This window comes from Bacillus sp. NTK071, from assembly GCF_017303315.1.
Classification (GTDB): Bacteria; Bacillota; Bacilli; order Bacillales; family Guptibacillaceae; genus Guptibacillus.
In genome coordinates this window covers 46,382-66,013 of the sequence record NZ_JAFKOI010000007.1, presented here as the reverse complement: position 1 = coordinate 66,013, position 19,632 = coordinate 46,382, and the positions used below count along the sequence as shown (strand labels likewise).

Here is a 19,632-nt window from a genome sequence, read left to right as displayed (position 1 = left end):
AGACACGTATATTTGTCCAATAATGGTAAAATGTGTGTTTGTCCAAGCATTTAATGGACTGTGAAACTAGTAGAAAAATAGGTAAGGATTCGTTCGGAATAATTTTATTTATTAGAAATGAAACTTTTTGTCTAGCCACTCACTCTAATGGCTAAAGGAGGTTAATCATGAATGAAGCAAAACTTGTAAAGAAAGCGATAAAAGGAGACAAGGAGGCTTTCGAAAAACTACTTGTCTTACATAGAAACCAATTGTATCGAACAGCATTCCTTTATGTAAGAAATCGAGAAGATGCATTGGACGTTGTTCAAGAAACCGCCTTTAAGAGCTTTTTGGCGATCACCACATTAAAAGAAGAGAAGTTCTTTCTCACATGGTTAACAAAAATTCTGATTCGCTGCGCCTACGATTCACTTAGGAAAAGAAAAGATGAGGTGGCATTAGAAAAAATAACGCCAATTCTGTCTAGGGTAGAGAAAAGTTCTGATGAATGTATGGATTTAGCAAATGCGATAAATGAACTAAAACATCATTATAGAGATGTAATTGTTCTATTTCATTATCATGATCTGTCGATTAAAGAAGTAGCTAACGTACTCGAACTACCTGAAAATACTGTGAAGACGTATCTCCAAAGAGGGAGAAAACAATTAAAAACGATTCTAGAGGGGGCTGGGTTTAATGAAGGAAAATCTTTATAAAGATCAATATGACAAAATCGAAGTACCTGAGGATGAGCTATTACGTTCGATCAAATCAGGAATTGATAAAGCAGATAGCAAAAGTTCGTTTAGACGACAAAGAAGAATGAAACGATCAATTCTATCAACTGCAGCGGCGGTCTTTCTATCAGCAACATTCCTTTCATCAGGTATGTCTAATGCCCTAGCGGATGTCCCAGTTATTGGAGAAGCCTATCATATATTCAATGATTTGGTTGGGCGGAATTTAACTTCACAACATTTAATAACAGAGCTCGATGAGAAAACGAGTGATAAAGGAATTGACGTTGAAATGACTAGTGCGTATTACGATGGTGCAGTTGTAGGTGTTTCTTTTAGAGTGGAAGGAAAGGTAAAAGAAAATGAGTTTAATGAAATTAACGGTTTCTATGAGATATACGGTGGCAATGAGGCAATCAGTGATAGTAAAGAGATCGTTGCCATGGAAGAAAGTGGCGATGGGTATGTTGGAAAAATACAGTTATCTTATCCGAAGGAAGAACTTCCAGCCAATACGACCTTTCCGTTAGAGTTTAAAAGAATTGGAGATAAAGAAGGTTCCTGGAAATTCGATGTACCAATTGAACAACTCCCATATGAAGAAATGAAAGTGAATCAATCAAGACATAACGAAAAAGCAGGTGTTGCTGTCCAATTTGATTCCATTATAGAGGGCCAGGCGTCAACAGCGATCGATTATACTGGGACGTTCCCACTTGAAGGGAAAAATGATCAAGTTCGTCTAGAAGTATTTGACGATAAGGGGGAAGAGGTTCACATATCAATGGATGGAATTGACCTAGAAAGCTATGAAGAAAATAAGCATGTCATTGTAAAGGGAAGAAGTATCATTCCTGAGAATCTTAAGGATAAAACGGATTATGTAGAAATACACCCTAAAGTAGCAGTCAGTGGGGAGGGAGATCACTATCTTCACCTTTCTGAAGAACTACCCGTGGAAATTGAATCTAAAAGACAGGATCACGTCATTTCAGTAAACAGGATGAAGGTTCAAGGAGATAAAGTTGCGCTTGATTTTCAAATTAATAATGGACGTTCTGATAGAGGTTTCGTTTTCTATCAAGGCATTGCTCGAAATGATGTTGTGTTAGTTGAAGAAAGCCGGAAAGAAATATACGAAAAACCACTAAAGCATTCTGTTGAAGTGTTAGATAAAGAAAAGCTTATTTTTAGAAGTACCTTTGATGTTAGCAAAGTGGAAAGTTTCAATGAAGATAACTATGTGGTCCGGGTGAGTTTAGGAGGATTAAGCGGCAATTTGCCTGTTGAATTGGAGCCTGTGAAAGTTGAGTTGAATTAACTATGGTAGGAAGGATTGTTTGAGATCTCAAACAATCCTTCCTTTTTTTGCTGAGAAATAAAAGGTCGTGTGAAATACCTGAAGGAGATTGAGACCTACTAGCGAATAGTATGCAGAATGCTCAAAATGAGGGAGGAAACAGTATTGGAGTATAAAGGTTCGTCTGTTTATGACAATAAGGAGTTCTACGATCACTATATGGTAAGACGACATCGGGATGAAAGTCCAAACAAGCTGATTGAGAATCCAGCACTGTTCGACCTTCTAGGGGATATCAATGATTTAAGCATTCTTGATCTGGGTTGTGGTGATGCAACACTTGGTGAAGAGTTATTGAAGCGCAATTGTTCTTCTTATTTAGGCATTGATGGGTCTAAGAACATGTGCGAAAGAGCTGCTCATAAGTTAGAGGGAGCAAAAGGCAATGTTCAACACTCCTCTTTAGAAGAATACGAGTATCCAGCGGACTCGTTTGATCGTGTTGTCTCTCAATTAGTTCTACATTACATAGAAGATGTTGAGCAAGTTATGAAAAAGGTTTATCGCACATTGAAACCAGGTGGGGAATTTGTTTTTAGTGTTCAACATCCTGTGGTAACAGCTTCGTTTAGAAGTATGCAAGGGGGAAAGCGCTCTAATTGGATTGTGGATGATTACTTTTCTCTTGGGAAAAGAATTGAACCTTGGATTGGTGAGGAAGTTGTTAAGTATCACCGAACCATTGAAGAATATTTCATATCTTTGCAACGGGTTGGTTTTGAGGTTCAAGCGCTTCGCGAAGGAACGCCTCTAAGAGAAAACTTTGAAAGTGAAGAGGAGTATGAACGAAGAAAGAGAATCCCGTTATTTTTACTTTTTTCTTGTAAGAAGCCTTAAATTAAAAGGCTATTTTCGTAGACAATGTCGCTATAAGAGTAGAGGTTGATTTGCGCTTCAGGTGCTCGCTTTCCGCAGGGCGGGCGGTGAGCCTCCTTCCGCTCCAATCAACTATGAAGTGGTGTTCTCTATAAATAATCTTTAAAAAGTAACAATCTTTTAGAAAATTACCATTTAGAAAAAAGCCAATTAAAAAAGATCTTGACTGATAGCTAGTCCTTAATTTAATATAATCTTAACAATCTAATAATCGGACTCCTAAAGGGGAGTAGCTTTTACAACAAAGTCGTCATTCCAGAGTGTTCACACTCTCGGCTTTGTTGGCAACTTAACTGTTGTTAGCAAGACCTTTACTTATGGTAAAGGTCTATATTTATAACCTTTACCACTTGCGGGTAAAGGTTATTTTTGTGGTTAGTATTTCTATAAAAAATAAGAACAAGGGGGATGAAAATGGAGTTTGCTATTTTACTTGAGTATGGTTGGGTTTTGCTACTTCTAATCGGACTTGAAGGCCTACTAGCAGCAGACAATGCTCTAGTATTAGCTATTATGGTTAAACACTTACCCGAGGAACAGCGTAAAAAAGCTTTGTTCTACGGATTAGCAGGTGCTTTTGTTTTTCGTTTCGCATCACTATTCGCCATTTCGTTTCTGGTGCATGTGTGGCAGGTGCAAGCAATAGGAGCACTGTATCTATTGTTTATTGCGATCAATCATATTGTTCGAAAAACGATTTTTAAGAAAACGATAAACAAAGAAAAGGAAAACAAAGAAAAGAAACAAGCCAGCTTCTGGGGCACTGTCATTAAAATTGAACTAGCAGATATTGCTTTTGCAGTAGATTCAATCCTTGCAGCAGTTGCATTAGCGGTAACTCTCCCGAATACCCCTCTTCCTCAAATTGGTGGACTAGATGGAGGGAAATTCCTAGTAATCTTCGCAGGTGGTCTTATTGGTTTGATTATTATGAGATTTGCAGCTAACTACTTTGTTACATTGTTGAAAGCAAAGCCAGGTTTAGAGATTGCGGCGTTTATGATTGTTGGCTGGGTTGGTGTTAAGCTATCCGTTTACACCCTGTCACATCCTGAATTAAGTGTATTACCAGAGGCGTTTGCAAAATCTGTAGCTTGGAAGGCGACCTTCTATAGTGTTTTGATACTCATTGCCGTTGGCGGATGGTTTCTTTCAAAGAGAAAAGAAGGAGATGTTACAGAAGATAGTCCGAGAAGTGTTAATAAACTTCATGAGGAAGAATAATATTTTTTAAGGCGATAGATCATCTGATCTATCGCTTTTTCTTTATTTGAACTAAAACTGAAATGGAACGCGTTCTTCTTTCCCATCAACTAGACATTTCATGATAATTTCATTGCGCTTAACTTCCTGTTCTCCAACAAGTATGACTTGATTGATTCCTCTTTTATTGGCACGGTCGAGTGATTTGCCAGTCCGTTTACCACTCATATCGAGTTCAACTCTGTAACCCTTCTCTCGATAAGAAGAAGCTACAATAAGAGCTTCACGTTTTGTTCCTATAGGAATGATGAGATAATCTGGATTCTCGTCTAGTGATAGAGAGTTTTCCTTACTCTTAATTGCAGTCAGAATGACATCAAGCCCAAACGAAATGCCAACTGTTGAGATGGGTTCACCCGTTCCAAGTAATCCACCAATCGCACTATCATAGCGACCTCCACTCCCGATGCTAGATGTAATGGATTGATCGGTTAAGAAGATTTCATAAATTGTACCTGTGTAGATGTCGAGTCCTCTGGCTAGAAACGGATTGAACTTACATCGATTTTGCAAACTTAGTCCTTCAAGATAGGAGGTTAGTTCTTCGAGTTCCTGCAAACCTTGTTCAACCTTTTTATTAAAAGAAGAGAACTGCTTAAAGTAGCTAATGTCTTTGTTCACCCATTCCTGTGTTCCCTTTTCAACAAGTCTGATTGATTGAGACGAAATCCCTTTTTCCTGTAGTTCTTTTTTAACACCTTTGATCCCGATTTTCTCTAGCTTATCGAGTGTTAAAATAACGTCGTTCAAAAGTGGATCTGGAATTGAGATGGATTCAAGCAGACCAGCGAGAAGTTTGCGGTTGTTATATTCAATCGTAACGTCAAGCTTTAGCTCATCGAAAATATCGAAAGCCATCTCCATTAACTCTGCTTCTGCTAGTTGGGAGTCCACACCTGTAATATCAACATCACACTGCGTAAATTCTCTGAATCGACCCGGTTTCACAGGGCCATCTCGAAAAACCTTCCCGATTTCATAACGTTTGAAAGGCATTTTCAAACCTGGGTTCATTGCAACCACTTTGGCAAAGGGTATTGTTAAATCGTACCGAAGAGCAAGCTCTCGTTCACCACGATCAGATAAGGTATACATTTCTTCTAGAATTTCTGCACCACCAGCATATTTAGACGCCAATAGCCCCTGTTTATTTAAGATAGGCGTTTCGAGTGGGAGACAATTGTACTGAATAAATTTGTCTTCTAGTGTCCTTCTTATGTTACGTCGAGTGACCTCCTGTTCTGGTAAATAATCCATTGTGCCTTTAACGTTCTGATCCTTTAGCTTTCTCATTTTCTTCATCCTTTCGTTTTTTGAATACAAAAAAACCGCATTGAATGAAGAATCATGCTCTTCAGGTTCATGCGGTTACGGGTAATAGCCTTCCTATGCGCGATTTTTTAAGGAATCGGATAGCAAGGCTAGCTGTGATGATGAAGTTGTACGACAAAATTCAAGTTAATCATATCGCTCACCTCTTATTTCAGAATATAGTAGCATATCAGAATTGTTGTGACAATCTTTCTTTTTTTAGATATTTTTGCGAGATAATAATTCCAATATAAAGGTTTGGAAGTGGGTACCAGAGATTCCTCTATGGTATAAAAAAAGCCGGGATTAGACCCGACTTTCTACATTGCTTCTTTAATGCCTTTCTTCACAAGCCACCAATTCGCAGGGTAGCTTGTCCCAAATCCTAAGATCATCGCAATTTGCATCATAAACCAGTAGACGGAAGAATCTGGTTTAGGAGGTTCAGTGAAAAGAACAAAATGAACGATTGCCATCCAACCGAACATGCCGATTTCGAATGCGATAAGGGAGAGTGTATCAGCCTTTGCAGCTTCTTTAATGGCATTCCATGCACCTTTTTCTTTATTCATCGGATAAATAGCATAGAATTGAAAAAGAATTCCAAAGCCATATGCAAGTATGAACTCAACTAAGTAATGTGTATAAAGGATGGAGCCCATAAGTGCAAATCCTGTTAGAGCAACGATTGGTACGCCAACTGCATCTCCTAGTGTACAACCAGCTGAGCAGTGACTAGTGGACATAAACACTTTGGCGGGGGTGCCACGGTTATCTTCGTAATCCAAATTCTTCGCTTTCAAACGGCCCCATTTATAATAAGACCAAATGGCAAATGGACCGAAAAACCAGCCATTGATTGGCCATACGACGTTCATAATTGTCATCATTTGAGGATGACGAATGACATCGATCAAGATAATGAGTGATGAGAGAAGCCCAATGGAAAGAGCGATAATTGAAATTAGTTCTAAAGTTGTCATTAACATTCACCTCGTACAATGGAGTTATACTTTCCATTACCCATTAGGGGTATTGAGTTAACATGGTTTTTTTGAACTGCATCAAATAATCGTCCTCAAAATACGAGGACGATCTATAGTTTACTCTTTTACCTTAGCAACAATCTTTCCAGTCACATGGCGTTCTGATAATTCAACTAGCGCCTGTGGAACATCTTCAAGGGAAACAATTTGCTGAATCATTGGATCAACATACCCACCAAGAAGAAGGTTGATCATTTCATCTCCCAGCGCTGCAAGATCAGCTTGTTCCGCAGTATTAGAAGATTGATGGACTCCGCCGAGTGCAATTTGGTGGAAGGAAAGGGGACGAGCGAAAGAAACCCCTTGAGTAAAGTCAGGTGCACCTGCGATGTAGGCGATTTGGCCGTTAAACGTAAGGGTATCAAGTGATTTTGTTGCGTTATCACCACTTACCGCATCTAGTACAGCGTTTACTCCAATTCCATTTGTTATCTCAAGCACTCTTTCAACAAAATCTTCCTCTTTGTAATCGATGGCATAATCAGCACCAAGCTTTTTGACATACTCGTGATTGCGTTTGGATGCAGTTGTAATGACCGTTAAGCCCATGTATTTTGCCATTTGAATTGCAAAACCGCCAACACCACCCGCACCCGCGTGAACAAGAATTTTTTGTCCTTTGTGAATATGCAGTTTACGGAAAAGTGCTTGATAAGCTGTATAACCAGCAGTAGGAATAGCAGCTGCATCTTCAAAAGAGATTGCATCAGGGAGAGGTGATATCGTATGGGCAGACGTTATCGCGTATTCAGCAAACGTTCCTTTCTTTGTCAGATCTCCGTGATAGACGACGCGATCACCAGGGTTCCATTCGGTTACATCCTCACCTACTTGCTCAATGATGCCAGCCCCATCTAACCCTAGAACATGTGGATATTCCCAATTAGGATTTCTGTTGGTTGCTGTCTTATAGTCAACAGGATTTAATCCTGCTGCGTGAATATTCACAAGGACCTCACCTTTTCCAGGTGTAGGTGTTTCAATTTCTTCTACTGTCATGTTATTCCATAAACCATTTTCTTTAAGTACTAGAGCTTTCATCGTAATTCCTCCTTCTTAAAAATGATTACTTCTAAATGAATGTAAGATTTATCATACTAGAGTAGGTTTCACCGGGATAATCATTTGTAAACCATGCGCTTTTTTATCTATTAATGAATATAATCTTATTTTGATATAATAAACGAAAAGACTCCCTATTTCTATTAAGGAGTCTTTTCTCTATCCCGGTCTATTTTACAATGAGAACCGGGGAGTTTGATTTTTGGATAACCTGATGACTAACACTGCCGACTACCATTTCCTGTAGCACGTTTAAACCTCTCGTTCCCATTACGATAAGATCGGTTTTTTTCTCTTCTGCATACTCCACAATCTTACTCGCAGGATTGCCTCTAAGAATGGTGACATCATAGGTTACGTTTGCTTCTACAGCTTTCTCCTCTGCAGCACGGAGTTTGTCCCTTCTTTCTTCATCCATACCGAGAGAATCCACATTTCGTAATACGTCATGCTTTGACGTTTCACCGTCAACGACATAGACAATTTCTACTTTTGCATCTGTTAAGTCAGCTAGTTGAAACGCTTGTTCAGCTGCTTTGTTTGAATCTGCTGAGCCGTCAGATGCAAGCATGATGTTTTCATACATATCTAAAAACCTCCGGACATTGTAACTTAAATTAACTCTCTTTCTAGTTCATACCCGGAAAAGGTGAAACTCAATCAGACCAATCTTTAACTAAATAACACCGCATATCAAATAAAAAAAGCGAGAGAAAATCTCGCTTTTTATGAGTTCTATTGGGCTTCTTGAAGAATTTGCTCAAGCTGGAATGCTCTTACTTTTCTTGGTAGGAAGCTTCTGATTTCATCTTCATGGAAACCAACCTGAAGACGTTTAGTGTCAAGAAGGATAGGGCGTTTAAGAATGCCAGGATTTTCTTTAATTAGACTGTAGAGCTCCTGTAACGTCAATTCATCAAGTTCTTTATCAAGAGCGTCAAAAGCTTTCGAACGTGTAGAGATAATTTCCTCTGTCCCTTTTTCGGTCATGCGAATAATTGCTTTAATTTCGTCTTCCGATAAGGGCTTTGAGAACATGTTTCGTTGTTCGTAAGGAAGGTTGTGTTCTTCAAGCCAGGCTTTTGCTTTTCTGCACGATGTGCAGCTTGGTGAAGTATAAAGTGTGATCATGTGTTTGACCTCCAAATGGAATGTTACATGGCTCATCTCCATGTAGTATACAGTATGAGTGGGCATTGTGACTGTAAGTAATGTTACACATTCTTGACGTTTATCTATGTTTAAAGTGCATTTTGTCTAATGGTTTAAAGTGTAATTAAGTATAGAAATAGCCAGGTTACTTACGTATACCCGAGAACAAGAGCAGGCAAACTACTTGAGAAGTGCAGTTTTTACTGGAGGAAGCTTATGGACGATAAAAAGAAGTGGGATCTTATTTCGCTTGCATCCATTCCACTTGTTATGACACTTGGTAATTCAATGCTTATACCTGTTCTACCGATCATTGAGAAGAAGCTAGGCATCACATCCTTTAAAGTATCGATGATCATTACGGTATATTCAATTGCAGCCATTCTGTTAATTCCAATTGCAGGCTATTTATCTGATCGGTTCGGTCGAAAGAAAATTATCATACCGAGTTTATTTATTGCAGGAGTAGGTGGACTTGTGACAGGGTGGGCAGCGTGGTCACTTGAAGATCCCTATGTCATGATTCTCATCGGAAGAGTATTACAAGGAATAGGGTCTTCCGGTGCAGCACCGGTTGTGCTTCCTCTTGTTGGTGATTTGTTTAAAAGTGATAAAGATGTAAGTGCTGGTCTAGGTCTTATTGAAACGTCGAATACAGTTGGAAAAGTACTAAGTCCCATACTTGGGGCACTTCTAGCATCATTTCTGTGGTACTTACCATTCTTATCAATTCCTGTTTTCTCACTTATTTCAATATTACTTGTGATTTTCCTTGTTAAATCACCAGAAAAAAACGAGGAACCACAAACTTTTTCTTGTTTCCTCACTTGTTTAAAAGGAATTTTTCATCAAGATGGCAAATGGCTTACGGCTATCTTTGCAATTGGTGGAATTATTATGTTTGTTCTTTTTGGTGTGCTTTTTTACCTTGCTGGCTTTCTTGAGAATGAGTTTCAAATTATTGGGGTTAAGAAAGGCGCAGTCATCGCTATTCCGCTTGTTGCATTGTCACTTACTTCTTTTATAACAGGTAAGCGAATTGGTGAAGAGAAAAAGACGATGAAGTGGTGTATATTTATTGGATTATTACTCATATCTGCATCTACGTTAATGGTTTCATTTACTGAGAAGCTATGGCTAATGCTACTCATTCTATTTCTTGCTGGTATAGGGATTGGTGCGGCTCTCCCATGCCTTGATGCACTCATAACTGAAGGTGTCAAAAAAGAAGAAAGGGGAACCATTACCTCACTTTATAGCTCAACACGATTTCTTGGTGTAGCGGCAGGTCCACCAGTTTACGCCATACTAATGAACCAATCCCATGAATCAGTTTTCTATGTTTCAGCAGGCATAAGCGCCGTCGCAATGCTCCTTGGGTTCTTTGCGATTAAACCTGAAGCAGAGGGGGATGTTTAACCTTGCTCCAGAAAGGGTATATAAATATTCCCCCAGAATTTATAAAAAAAGAGAAAAGAGGTTATGTAGAATGTCATTTGATTTAATTTTACTATTTCTAATGTTAAGTATAGGATTTATTGCAGTAGCTGCTTTATTTCTGAATTACGATAAAAAGCGCACGCAGAAGCGTCTGCAACTTGAACTTGCCGAGTACGAACAAGGACATCAATTAAATAATCATGATAATGGAGACAAATAAGATGGAAACTCTGGAGTGAGTTTTCATCTTTTTTTGTGCTCTAATTTTTGTAATGAAAGAGGAGAATGGTTCTCCATCCTCCCTCATCCAATCGAACTTTTCACTTCATTCACTTGTCCATCAATCGTTAGTGCATTGTCCTCACGATCCTCAATTTTCATATTCGTAACAACACGATCTGAACCGTTCTTTAACGCACTAGTGTGAATATCTCTTGCTAGTTCGAACAGTTCATCTACATCACCTTCAAACACTGTTGAGGTTGGACCAATGTGATAAGTAAACCCTTCTTTCTCTGCCAATCTTATAGCATCCGTTACATAATGATTCATGCTTGTTTGAGTTGTTCCGATAGGGGCGACGCTAATTTCTAGTAAAGCCATTATAATCTCCTCCTGTTTTTAAGGTTCTAAATGTGTTATTTACCTTTTTGTAGAATTTAAAACACGGGACGAACATTCGGAATGTTCCATATAATTATAAATAGTTGAAACTATTATGAATTTTTGTTCGTATAACATAATAAAGGAGGTACAAAACATGTGGAGTGTTTTTATTATAATTGGAGGTATCGTTCTTTCCTTAACGGGATTTAACTGGTTGATGGGATATCGTAAAAACCATATACAAATTGATTTTGATGAGCGATATTTTGATTTTAATGAGTACATCCATGCCATTAAAGCGGAGCTAGAGTCACAGGGTAAGGAAGTTGAATACATAGGCCATCGTCGTTTTCTAATTGATGAAAAACAGTATGCTTTTATTGAAAGGAACATATCCATGGGTGGGGTACCTCTTCAACGGACGATCTTAAAACCGATCTCAAAACAAAGTAGCAACCAGGAAAAGAAATAAGGAATTGCTATTCTCACTAGGTAGACTTAAGCACTTTTTTTGCTTTCATAAGTTGGACCTACTATGCTTATCCTAATCGTAAATGACAATTGGAGGTAAGGGTATATGGAACAACTTGCAGTAACAGCTATTTTGAAGCCGAAAGAAGGTCATGAAGATGACGTTAGGAAGGTACTTCAAGAAGTTCTAGATGGTTCGAGGAATGAAAAAGGATGCGTCCAATATGACGTTCATCAATCCATAGAAGATACAACGTTTGTGATTTATGAAGTATGGGAAAATCAAGGAGCAGTAGAGTCACACATTAACTCAGATCATTATGAGAAATATCGTAATGATATTGGAAACCTCATAACTAGCAGAGACGTATACAAAATGAAAAAGCTCGATTAAGCATGAAAAGAAGGCTCTCCCACTAACGATGTGGAAGGGCCTTCTCTTAGAGTCTGGCATTCAATATCGCGGATATATTTTCATTTCCGCGGAAATAACCGAAAAATCGCGGATAAAAACATTATTTCGCGGATATATCAAAAATTTCGCGGATATATTGAGTCCATACCTAGAAAAAGGCACTTCAACGAAGGTTGAAGTGCCTTTTTCTTTTCTTTATTTACCTTCTTTAGCAAAACGAGCGATACGATCTTCAATTTCATCACGAACACGCTGGAAAAATGCCCATTTCTCTTCTTCTGATCCTTCTGCTTTAGCGGGATCGTCGAAACCCCAGTGCTCGCGTTTAACATTTGGAGGTGTCACTGGGCACTTGTCATTAGCATCTCCACAGAGTGTAACAACTAGGTCAGCGTTGTTCAGAATTTCTTTATCAATCATATCAGAAGTTTGATTGGTGATATCAATCCCTGTTTCCTTCATCGCTTTCACAGCGTTTGGATTTAACCCATGAGCTTCAATTCCAGCAGAATAAACGTTATAGTTATCACTAAGGTGCTTCTTTCCAAATCCTTCAGCCATCTGGCTTCTGCAAGAGTTTCCAGTACATAAGAAATAAATTGATTTTTTGTTAGACATAATAATCTCCTTTTAAGTGCAATTTATATTATAATCAGCCACAGGTATAGGCCGAGTAGTGTAATAAACAGTGTTGGAACCGTTAGGACAATTCCAATTTTAAAGTAGTAACCCCATGAAATCTTCACACCTTTTAACGATAGAACATGAAGCCATAAGAGCGTTGCAAGTGATCCGATTGGAGTAATTTTAGGTCCAAGATCTGATCCGATAATATTTGCATAGATTAATGCTTCGCGTAATGTTCCGGATGTTGATGTCGCTTGGATTGCAAGCGCATCAATCATAACAGTTGGCATATTATTCATCACAGATGACAGGATTGCTGCGATAAAACCCATTGATAATGTTCCAGCAAGTAAACCCTGATCAGCAGCAGTCTGGATAACGCCTGCAAGCACATCTGTTAAGCCCTGGTTTCTTAAACCATAAACAACAACATACATCCCAATCGAGAAGAAAACAATAGCCCACGGTGCACCTTGAATCACTTTTTTTGTTTCAACAGCTTTGCTTCGTCTTGCCATTTGCAGGAAGAAGATGGCAACAATACCAGCGATAATTGAAACAGGTACGCCAATGAATTCACTTGCGAAATACCCTACAAGTAGAACCGCGAGAACGAACCATGAAAGTTTGAACATCCTGTGGTCTTTAATGGCTTCATTTGGTAAACGTAGCTCATTCACATCATAATTTCCTGGTATATCTTTTCTAAAGAAGAGGTATAGCACAAGAATACTTGCACCGAGAGAGAAGAAGTTCGGTACAATCATACGAGACGCGTACTCAACGAACCCAATATTGAAAAAGTCAGCAGATACGATGTTTACAAGGTTACTAACAACAAGTGGTAAGGACGTTGTATCTGCAATAAATCCACTCGCCATAATGAACGGTAGAATCATTTTTTCTTTGAAATTCAAGTTTCGAACCATCGCAAGAACGATTGGCGTAAGGATAAGTGCTGCTCCATCATTCGCAAAAAGTGCGGCAACAATTGCGCCAAGCAATGTAACGTAAATGAACATGCGAAGCCCGTTCCCTTTAGCTGCACGAGCCATGTGGAGAGCAGCCCATTCAAAGAACCCGATTTCATCAAGAATGAGTGAGATTAATATAATCGCAATAAATGCAAATGTAGCATTCCAGACGATACCTGTTACGGTTATAACATCTTGAAAATCAACCACTCCGACCATCAGAGCGAGTATAGCGCCTCCACAGGCAGACCAGCCAATCCCAAGATTCTTTGGCTGCCAGATGACAAGCACTAGTGTAAGTACAAATATAAGTATAGCTAGTAAGACAGAAGTCAATCCAATTCCCCCATTAATCGCAGCAAATGCGTAATCCTTTATTCTCTAATTCAGTTAGCTTGTCCATTTGTTCAGGAATAAGTGCAAGTACGCTTTCTACAATTGAAAAAGCGTCATGTTCCTGATTCAATGAATAGAAAATCCACTGGCCGCGCCTTCTTTCCTTCACAAGACCAGTATCACGTAATTTCCTGAGGTGCTGGCTAACAGAGGGTTGACTAATTTGAAGAACTTCAACGAATTCACAAACACAGCATTCACCATCTTTAAGTAGACCGATAATCGTTAGGCGTGTTTTATCACCAAGTAGTTTAAAGACAGCAGCTGCTTTATCGATTTCAATTAATGTTTTCTCCATCCCTTCACCTCCGTGGATTAGTATATAAGTATATCCTTATATACGCAATAGGAAATTGAACGAAAGAGGACTGAGCGATATTGTTCCATCCATTGATCGAAAAGTAAAACCAAAAACTTGAGCGAACGCCCATCCATTACTGTGAGTCTTGCATAGTATGTAGTAATCCATGATGGAAAGGAGGTCATACTCCATGGGATACGGTTACGGCAGTGGGTTTGCTCTAATTGTAGTGCTGTTTATTCTCCTTATCATCGTAGGTGCAGCTTTTGTTGGAGGAGGCTACTAATTCTCTGAACATAGGCTGTATGAGGCAGAATCTTTCTGTCGATAGAGCATGGGTTGAATAATAAACGCGCAAGAAGGCTGATTTCATTTAATCAGCCTTTTCTTGTGCGCTATTTATCTGTCAGCTTACGTGGAAGAATGGCTTTTGGGTTTAACTTGTTTCCTAGAGATCCATAAGCATTCTTGTTCATAGGATCGATTAGCTCATTGTGCTCGAAATAAACACGCGGTGTTTTCCATAATGCAATAAGAGCTTGCGACATAGGCATTTCATGGTACCGCTCTGGCCACATGTTTTTAATATGTTGTTTAACGATTGGGTAATACTTTGGATTCATTCCAGGAAAAAGATGATGCTCCGTATGGTAGGAAAAATTGAAATGAATCGTATCTACCCACTTCGGAACGGTCACCGTTAAACTGTTTGCAAGTGGATCATTCACAGGAGTTAGTGGGTTCAGTCTGTGATTTGTTGATATATAGGCCATTACAATAAAGTTAGCGATTAATAGTGGAATAAGAAAGGCAAATAGCCATTTGGTAAAGCCAATAAAGAAAATAAGGCCAAACCATGTCATCCAGGGGAGAATTGTTTGTAACCATACTTTCGGTTGCTTACGTGGCTTAAATTCTTTTACATACACAGTAAACATCCTGAGTGAATGAGCCGTAAATTGAACAGCAAGGGATGCAAAGGCGAAGGATGCACGTATAAACAATGGTAGTTGATAGATCCACCTAAATCCTTTTAATTTTGATATTCTCTCAAGCGTAGGCCAAGCATCTGGATCATTTTCATCGTGTTGTGTATGAACGTGATGGTTAAGGTTATGCCATTTTCTCCAAAGCTGTGGTCCAGTACTTAAGGGCCAGAAGGCAATAGCGCCTAGAAAGTCTCGAAGCCATGAGTTGCGGACTACGGTCCCATGCAGAATTTCATGGCCTAGAAAGCCAAGTCCTGCAAAGGAAGCACCAATAATAATGGAGATTACCAAGTTCAATAGTGGGTGTAAATCAAACAGTCCGATCACAAGAAAACAGCTTATTGTTATCACTAAATATGTAATTCCCCCAATTAATCTGCTCGGGACGGGTTTAAAAGCTTCAGTAGGCATATGCTTTTTAATACGAGCAGCATACCAGCTGAATGAATGTAATTCGTTCATCGTTATATCCTCCCATTTTGATCTGCTGCTGCCATTTAGGATGGTCATATAATTCCATAATGTACGGAGGAGGTTTAAATTATTCAGTTATAGGATGGAAAAGTATTGATCTTTATTTTGGATAAAGTTAGAATTATAAAAAAATAGTCTAGCAATGAGGAAGAAAAGTACTTTCGAGTAGCACTTCAGAGAGCTGATGATAGGTGAGAATCAGTGTGCGCGAAAAAGGAATGGGCTTCTGAGCTACCGAACTGAACACATAGTAGGCTTCGGCGGAGCGTCTTACCGATACAAAAGACACCTTATCGGAATGTTATTGTTCTTGTAAGTGTTAAGTGCGTTTACGTTTGTAAGCGAATAAAGGTGGCACCACGGGTTACTCGTCCTTTTTGGATGGGTAGGCCTTTTTGTGTTGTCTAAAACGGAGGAGAAGAGATGAAGAAGACAGTTCTAACTGGAATTAAACCAACGGGTAAAGTTCATCTTGGTAATTATAGTGGGGCGATCAAGCCTGCCCTGAATCTTGCCAAGAATGATGACCTTGAGGCGATTTATTTCGTTGCTGATTATCATGCATTAACGAGCGTACGAGACCCTGAACAGATGAAAGAATTTTCTTATGGAATTGCAGCTACATGGCTTGCATTAGGTCTTGATCCATCGAAATCGATTTTTTATCGCCAATCTGACGTACCTGAGGTTTTTGAACTATCGTGGATTCTTTCATGTTTCAGTTCAAAAGGTTTAATGAATAGATCTCATGCCTATAAAGCGGCTGTTGACCGTAATAATGAAACAGGACGAGAGCCAGATGAAGGTGTAAACATGGGGTTATTCACTTATCCGGTTCTAATGGCATCTGATATTCTACTTTTCAAATCTAACCTTGTCCCAGTTGGAAAGGATCAAATTCAACATGTTGAGATTGCACGTCATCTTGCTGAAGGATTCAACAAGCATTATGGTCAAACATTATTGATACCCGATTATTTTGTGGAGGATTCAACTGCTATCATACCAGGTCTTGATGGAAGGAAAATGAGCAAAAGCTATCATAATACGATTCCTTTATTTGAAGAATCTACAAAACTTCGTAAACTAATTAATCGTATTAAAACGGATTCCTCACTCCCAAATGAACCGAAAAATCCTGATGATTCAGTAGTGTTTGCACTGTATCAAGAGTTTGCGAGTGATATGGATATAAAACGAATGCGTGAACGATTTAAGCATGGAATAGGATGGGGAGATGCCAAAAATGAACTTTTTCGAGCAATGGACTCTTTCCTTGAGGAGCCACGGAGAAAGTATAACTATTACATGTCGCATACAGAGGAACTAGACTTAGTTCTTGAAGAAGGAGCAAGGAAAGCTCGAGAAAGGGCTCGTCCTTTTCTGAATGAGATTAAAAGAAAGCTTGGAATTCGTATGTCATGAAGTATTGTCTTAAGTTTTGTCAAAGACTGTCCGATAAAAGATGAGAGTAGAACATCATTAGATAATATCGGAGGAACAACTATATGATTCAAATGTCCGGACAATACAATATATCGATCATGATACTTTCCATAATCATCGCTATTATTGCATCTTATAGTGCACTCGATCTTGGAGGGAGAGTGTCACTTGCGAAAGGTATTCGTAAGTGGATATGGGTAATTGGAGGAGCAGGAGCGATGGGAATTGGCATCTGGTCCATGCATTTTATAGGCATGTTAGCATTTTCAATGTCAGTACCAGTAACGTATGATTTGTCATTTGTCTTTCTTTCCATTGGGGCATCTTTTGTTGGAGCATTCATCGCTCTTCTAGCAGTAGGTAGTCAAAAGTTAACAAATCGTAGGCTCATAATAGGTACAGTTTTTATGGCGAGTGCCATCATAGCTATGCATTATATCGGTATGGAAGCAATGGACATGGTAGTGATTACATACAATCGCTGGCTTCTAGCTCTATCAATAATCATTTCAGTAGCAGCTTCTTTTATAGCTCTAAAGCTATCATTTGCGTTTTCGAAAGCTACTCCAACGAGACATGTGTTTTTGTGGAAAGTCATAAGCTCTAGCGTTATGGGGCTTGCAATTGCAGGTATGCATTACGTAGGGGTTGAAGCTGCAACATTTCATTTATCTTCAGCAGTAAATGATGAAGATATGGAAGGCCTTAACACTTCCGCACTCTCAATCGTTATTGCGATGTGTACTTTATGCATCCAAACCATATTGATCTTTGGTATTGTGACAGAGCGCAGATTTATTAAACAATCGATCGAGCTGAAAGGAAATGATTATCGCCTTCGCTCTCTTCTATCTTATAGTATCGATGCGATCATGACGCTATCTGTTGAGGGGAGGATTCGATCTCTTAACCCAGCGGGGGAAAAGTTATTTAGCGTTAAGAAAGAACAGTTAAGTAGCATCAATCCGATGGATTTCTTTCAGAAAGACGATTACGTACAAATGCGACAGCATTTTCGTAAAGTGCATGAAACAAAAAAAGCAGTCAGCCTGAATACGAAAGTTTATACTTTTCAAGGTGATGTAAATGAGTTAAATGTTACATTTGTTCCGATTTATTTAAACGATAAGCTAGATCGGATATATGCGATTACGAAAGACATCACGAAACAACGAAAAGCGGAGCGAGAAACGCAACAAATGGCATACTACGATGCACTAACCCTTCTACCGAACCGTCGATTCTTTGGTGAATTTCTGGAGAAAGTCTTAAATGGCAAAGAAGATCGTCATGGTGTTGCGGTAATGATGCTTGATCTTGATCGGTTTAAGGTGATTAATGACGCACTCGGACACAATACGGGGGATGAATTCCTTGTAGCTGTTGCACAGCGTCTCCAATCTTGCATCGAGCCCTATGGATTTCTGGCGAGGCTTGGAGGGGATGAGTTTGTCATTGTGCTTAATGATTTTCAGAAGATATATCCTGACGAACTAGCGGATCAAATTATCGCATGCTTTAAAGAATCGTTCCTTGTAGGCTCTCATGAGCTTTCAACATCAGTCAGTATTGGTATTGCCCTGACCCCTGATGATGGGAAAAATGTGGAATCTTTAATGAAGCATGCTGATATCGCTATGTATTCAGCGAAGGGACGAAATAGGCAGAAATACCAATTCTACTCTACTTCAATGGGTAAAAAAAGCGAATTAAGATTAATTCAAGAAAGTTCGCTTAGAACTGCTCTCCAAAACAAGGAGTTCGTTCTGCACTATCAGCCACAAGTGAAATGTGAGGACGGTTCACTGTCTGGTGTTGAAGCGCTCGTTCGTTGGCAACCAGAGGAAGGTAAACTAAGGTATCCGAATGATTTTATAACACTTGCAGAAGAGACTGGATTAATCATTGAACTCGGGAGTCAGGTTCTGGATATGGCATGTGCACAGGCGAAGAAATGGAGCAACATGGGGAAACCGATTCGTGTCTCAGTTAATTTATCAGCAAAGCAGTTTCAGACGGAAGAGCTTATAACGACAGTGAAAGACACAATTGAACGTTATCATCTCGATCCTTCATTAATTGAGCTTGAAGTGACAGAAAGCATGACAATGGAGAACTCAACACGTTCATCATGGATGATTACTTCTTTAAGAGATCTTGGTGTTAGCATCTCAATCGATGATTTTGGTACCGGTCATAGCTCGCTTAGCTATTTAAAAGATTTTTCCATTAATCAGGTAAAGATTGATAAGTCATTTATCGATGAATTGACTCACAATGTAAAGTCAGATCAAATTACGAGCGCGATCATTGCGATGAGCAAGCAATTAAAGCTTCACGTGATTGCTGAGGGAGTAGAGACCATTGAACAGGCGCAATTCTTATCAGATAAGGGGTGTGACAGTATACAAGGTTATTTCTTTAGTAAGCCTGTCACGTCTGAACATATTGAATCAACATATTTAACACCCGGTCAATACTGTTTAATGATTTGAATTGATTGAAAGACTGTTATATTTCTCACTTCTTTGGGTATATTGTTCGAAAAAATAGATAAGCAATCGAGGAGCGTTTATTTAATAGGCTATGTTAGCTCATATTGTTGATTTCTCAATTTTTGGCTCATTCGAGTGAAACCTTAATTTCACTCGAATGAGCCAAAAATCAACACTGCTCACTAACATGGCCATTTATTAAAGAG

General features: G+C 39.0%; 21 protein-coding genes and 1 other annotated feature. Of the genes, 11 read left to right on the top strand and 10 right to left on the bottom strand.

Annotated elements, in window-relative coordinates; genetic code table 11:
- Window positions 1-167 precede the first annotated feature (167 nt).
- The 4 genes from JI666_RS12655 to JI666_RS12640 all read left to right on the top strand — a co-directional run bounded on the left by JI666_RS12655 (window position 168) and on the right by JI666_RS12640 (window position 4,182).
- Window positions 168-701, top strand: coding sequence for a sigma-70 family RNA polymerase sigma factor (locus JI666_RS12655; protein WP_206892314.1), 534 nt, complete (start codon window positions 168-170; stop codon window positions 699-701).
- Window positions 682-2,043, top strand: coding sequence for a DUF4179 domain-containing protein (locus tag JI666_RS12650; protein WP_206892313.1), 1,362 nt, complete (start codon window positions 682-684; stop codon window positions 2,041-2,043). Before JI666_RS12655 ends, JI666_RS12650 begins: the two co-directional genes overlap by 20 nt.
- A 144-nt stretch (window positions 2,044-2,187) precedes the next feature.
- Complete coding sequence (locus JI666_RS12645) at window positions 2,188-2,919, top strand: class I SAM-dependent DNA methyltransferase (RefSeq protein ID WP_206892312.1); 732 nt, start codon at window positions 2,188-2,190, stop codon at window positions 2,917-2,919.
- A gap of 453 nt (window positions 2,920-3,372) precedes the next feature.
- Entirely contained in the window at window positions 3,373-4,182 is an 810-nt protein-coding gene (locus JI666_RS12640; RefSeq protein WP_206892310.1) for a MeeY/MeeF family manganese export membrane protein, read from the top strand.
- 51 nt (window positions 4,183-4,233) lie between these two features.
- Here JI666_RS12640 and JI666_RS12635 read toward each other — a convergent pair whose 3' ends face one another.
- The 5 genes from JI666_RS12635 to spxA all read right to left on the bottom strand — a co-directional run bounded on the left by JI666_RS12635 (window position 4,234) and on the right by spxA (window position 8,771).
- Window positions 4,234-5,514, bottom strand: a complete 1,281-nt coding sequence (locus JI666_RS12635) for a histidine--tRNA ligase (protein ID WP_206892308.1) — start codon at window positions 5,512-5,514, stop codon at window positions 4,234-4,236.
- A 338-nt stretch (window positions 5,515-5,852) separates the two neighbouring features.
- Window positions 5,853-6,515 carry a DUF4396 domain-containing protein gene (locus JI666_RS12630; RefSeq protein WP_206892305.1) on the bottom strand — a complete coding sequence of 221 codons (663 nt, stop codon included), beginning with the start codon at window positions 6,513-6,515 and terminating at the stop codon, window positions 5,853-5,855.
- Window positions 6,516-6,635: 120 nt separating this feature from the next.
- Window positions 6,636-7,619, bottom strand: coding sequence for a zinc-binding dehydrogenase (locus JI666_RS12625; RefSeq protein ID WP_206892304.1), 984 nt, complete (start codon window positions 7,617-7,619; stop codon window positions 6,636-6,638).
- Between the two features lie 190 nt (window positions 7,620-7,809).
- Window positions 7,810-8,226, bottom strand: a complete 417-nt coding sequence (locus JI666_RS12620) for a universal stress protein (RefSeq protein ID WP_206892303.1) — start codon at window positions 8,224-8,226, stop codon at window positions 7,810-7,812.
- Window positions 8,227-8,375: 149 nt separating this feature from the next.
- Window positions 8,376-8,771: a transcriptional regulator SpxA gene (spxA, locus tag JI666_RS12615; protein WP_136946307.1), complete on the bottom strand. Its 396-nt coding sequence runs from the start codon at window positions 8,769-8,771 to the stop codon at window positions 8,376-8,378.
- 237 nt (window positions 8,772-9,008) lie between these two features.
- On the opposite strand from spxA, the gene bcbE reads away from it, so the two are divergent.
- A complete protein-coding gene (gene bcbE, locus JI666_RS12610; RefSeq protein ID WP_206892302.1) occupies window positions 9,009-10,211 on the top strand; it encodes a bacillibactin exporter BcbE in 1,203 nt (400 codons plus the stop codon).
- Window positions 10,212-10,281: 70 nt separating this feature from the next.
- The gene (locus JI666_RS12605; protein WP_206892299.1) at window positions 10,282-10,452 is read left to right on the top strand and encodes a hypothetical protein; all 171 of its coding nucleotides are present in this window, start codon (window positions 10,282-10,284) and stop codon (window positions 10,450-10,452) included.
- 83 nt (window positions 10,453-10,535) lie between these two features.
- On the opposite strand, the gene JI666_RS12600 is transcribed toward JI666_RS12605, so the two are convergent.
- Window positions 10,536-10,835 carry an MTH1187 family thiamine-binding protein gene (locus JI666_RS12600; RefSeq protein WP_211201501.1) on the bottom strand — a complete coding sequence of 100 codons (300 nt, stop codon included), beginning with the start codon at window positions 10,833-10,835 and terminating at the stop codon, window positions 10,536-10,538.
- 157 nt (window positions 10,836-10,992) lie between these two features.
- On the opposite strand from JI666_RS12600, the gene JI666_RS12595 reads away from it, so the two are divergent.
- Together JI666_RS12595 and JI666_RS12590 are read left to right on the top strand one after the other, a co-directional pair.
- Complete coding sequence (locus JI666_RS12595; protein WP_206892297.1) at window positions 10,993-11,310, top strand: hypothetical protein; 318 nt, start codon at window positions 10,993-10,995, stop codon at window positions 11,308-11,310.
- A 105-nt stretch (window positions 11,311-11,415) separates the two neighbouring features.
- A complete protein-coding gene (locus JI666_RS12590) occupies window positions 11,416-11,703 on the top strand; it encodes a putative quinol monooxygenase (protein ID WP_206892296.1) in 288 nt (95 codons plus the stop codon).
- 216 nt (window positions 11,704-11,919) lie between these two features.
- Here the strand turns inward: JI666_RS12590 and arsC are convergent, their stop codons facing one another.
- Genes arsC through JI666_RS12575 form a run of 3 tightly spaced genes read right to left on the bottom strand, consistent with a single transcriptional unit; the run spans window position 11,920 to window position 14,019 of the window.
- Window positions 11,920-12,342 carry an arsenate reductase (thioredoxin) gene (arsC, locus tag JI666_RS12585; protein ID WP_206892294.1) on the bottom strand — a complete coding sequence of 141 codons (423 nt, stop codon included), beginning with the start codon at window positions 12,340-12,342 and terminating at the stop codon, window positions 11,920-11,922.
- 23 nt (window positions 12,343-12,365) lie between these two features.
- Entirely contained in the window at window positions 12,366-13,661 is a 1,296-nt protein-coding gene (arsB, locus tag JI666_RS12580) for an arsenic transporter (RefSeq protein WP_206892292.1), read from the bottom strand.
- 13 nt (window positions 13,662-13,674) lie between these two features.
- Window positions 13,675-14,019: an ArsR/SmtB family transcription factor gene (locus JI666_RS12575; protein WP_206892289.1), complete on the bottom strand. Its 345-nt coding sequence runs from the start codon at window positions 14,017-14,019 to the stop codon at window positions 13,675-13,677.
- A gap of 169 nt (window positions 14,020-14,188) precedes the next feature.
- Between JI666_RS12575 and JI666_RS12570 the strand changes: the two genes are divergently transcribed.
- Window positions 14,189-14,308, top strand: coding sequence for a YjcZ family sporulation protein (locus JI666_RS12570; RefSeq protein WP_084006477.1), 120 nt, complete (start codon window positions 14,189-14,191; stop codon window positions 14,306-14,308).
- 109 nt (window positions 14,309-14,417) lie between these two features.
- Here JI666_RS12570 and desB read toward each other — a convergent pair whose 3' ends face one another.
- A complete protein-coding gene (gene desB / locus JI666_RS12565) occupies window positions 14,418-15,473 on the bottom strand; it encodes a Delta(10) desaturase DesB (protein ID WP_206892288.1) in 1,056 nt (351 codons plus the stop codon).
- 145 nt (window positions 15,474-15,618) lie between these two features.
- Window positions 15,619-15,864: a binding site (T-box leader), on the top strand.
- 44 nt (window positions 15,865-15,908) lie between these two features.
- Here desB and JI666_RS12560 point away from each other — a divergent pair.
- Together JI666_RS12560 and JI666_RS12555 are read left to right on the top strand one after the other, a co-directional pair.
- Window positions 15,909-16,910 (top strand): tryptophan--tRNA ligase, encoded by a 1,002-nt coding sequence (locus tag JI666_RS12560; RefSeq protein WP_206892285.1) that lies wholly within the window; start codon window positions 15,909-15,911, stop codon window positions 16,908-16,910.
- Between the two features lie 83 nt (window positions 16,911-16,993).
- Window positions 16,994-19,426, top strand: coding sequence for a bifunctional diguanylate cyclase/phosphodiesterase (locus JI666_RS12555; protein WP_206892284.1), 2,433 nt, complete (start codon window positions 16,994-16,996; stop codon window positions 19,424-19,426).
- The last annotated feature ends 206 nt before the right edge of the window (window positions 19,427-19,632 follow it).

Coding starts and splice junctions, on each gene's coding strand:
- JI666_RS12655 (WP_206892314.1), top strand. CDS start 168: ATGAATGAAGCAAAACTTGTAAAGAAAGCGATAAAAGGAGACAAGGAG.
- JI666_RS12650 (WP_206892313.1), top strand. CDS start 682: ATGAAGGAAAATCTTTATAAAGATCAATATGACAAAATCGAAGTACCT.
- JI666_RS12640 (WP_206892310.1), top strand. CDS start 3,373: ATGGAGTTTGCTATTTTACTTGAGTATGGTTGGGTTTTGCTACTTCTA.
- JI666_RS12635 (WP_206892308.1), bottom strand. CDS start 5,514: ATGAGAAAGCTAAAGGATCAGAACGTTAAAGGCACAATGGATTATTTA.
- JI666_RS12630 (WP_206892305.1), bottom strand. CDS start 6,515: ATGACAACTTTAGAACTAATTTCAATTATCGCTCTTTCCATTGGGCTT.
- JI666_RS12625 (WP_206892304.1), bottom strand. CDS start 7,619: ATGAAAGCTCTAGTACTTAAAGAAAATGGTTTATGGAATAACATGACA.
- JI666_RS12620 (WP_206892303.1), bottom strand. CDS start 8,226: ATGTATGAAAACATCATGCTTGCATCTGACGGCTCAGCAGATTCAAAC.
- spxA (WP_136946307.1), bottom strand. CDS start 8,771: ATGATCACACTTTATACTTCACCAAGCTGCACATCGTGCAGAAAAGCA.
- bcbE (WP_206892302.1), top strand. CDS start 9,009: ATGGACGATAAAAAGAAGTGGGATCTTATTTCGCTTGCATCCATTCCA.
- JI666_RS12605 (WP_206892299.1), top strand. CDS start 10,282: ATGTCATTTGATTTAATTTTACTATTTCTAATGTTAAGTATAGGATTT.
- JI666_RS12600 (WP_211201501.1), bottom strand. CDS start 10,835: ATGGCTTTACTAGAAATTAGCGTCGCCCCTATCGGAACAACTCAAACA.
- JI666_RS12595 (WP_206892297.1), top strand. CDS start 10,993: ATGTGGAGTGTTTTTATTATAATTGGAGGTATCGTTCTTTCCTTAACG.
- JI666_RS12590 (WP_206892296.1), top strand. CDS start 11,416: ATGGAACAACTTGCAGTAACAGCTATTTTGAAGCCGAAAGAAGGTCAT.
- arsC (WP_206892294.1), bottom strand. CDS start 12,342: ATGTCTAACAAAAAATCAATTTATTTCTTATGTACTGGAAACTCTTGC.
- JI666_RS12575 (WP_206892289.1), bottom strand. CDS start 14,019: ATGGAGAAAACATTAATTGAAATCGATAAAGCAGCTGCTGTCTTTAAA.
- JI666_RS12570 (WP_084006477.1), top strand. CDS start 14,189: ATGATGGAAAGGAGGTCATACTCCATGGGATACGGTTACGGCAGTGGG.
- desB (WP_206892288.1), bottom strand. CDS start 15,473: ATGAACGAATTACATTCATTCAGCTGGTATGCTGCTCGTATTAAAAAG.
- JI666_RS12560 (WP_206892285.1), top strand. CDS start 15,909: ATGAAGAAGACAGTTCTAACTGGAATTAAACCAACGGGTAAAGTTCAT.
- JI666_RS12555 (WP_206892284.1), top strand. CDS start 16,994: ATGATTCAAATGTCCGGACAATACAATATATCGATCATGATACTTTCC.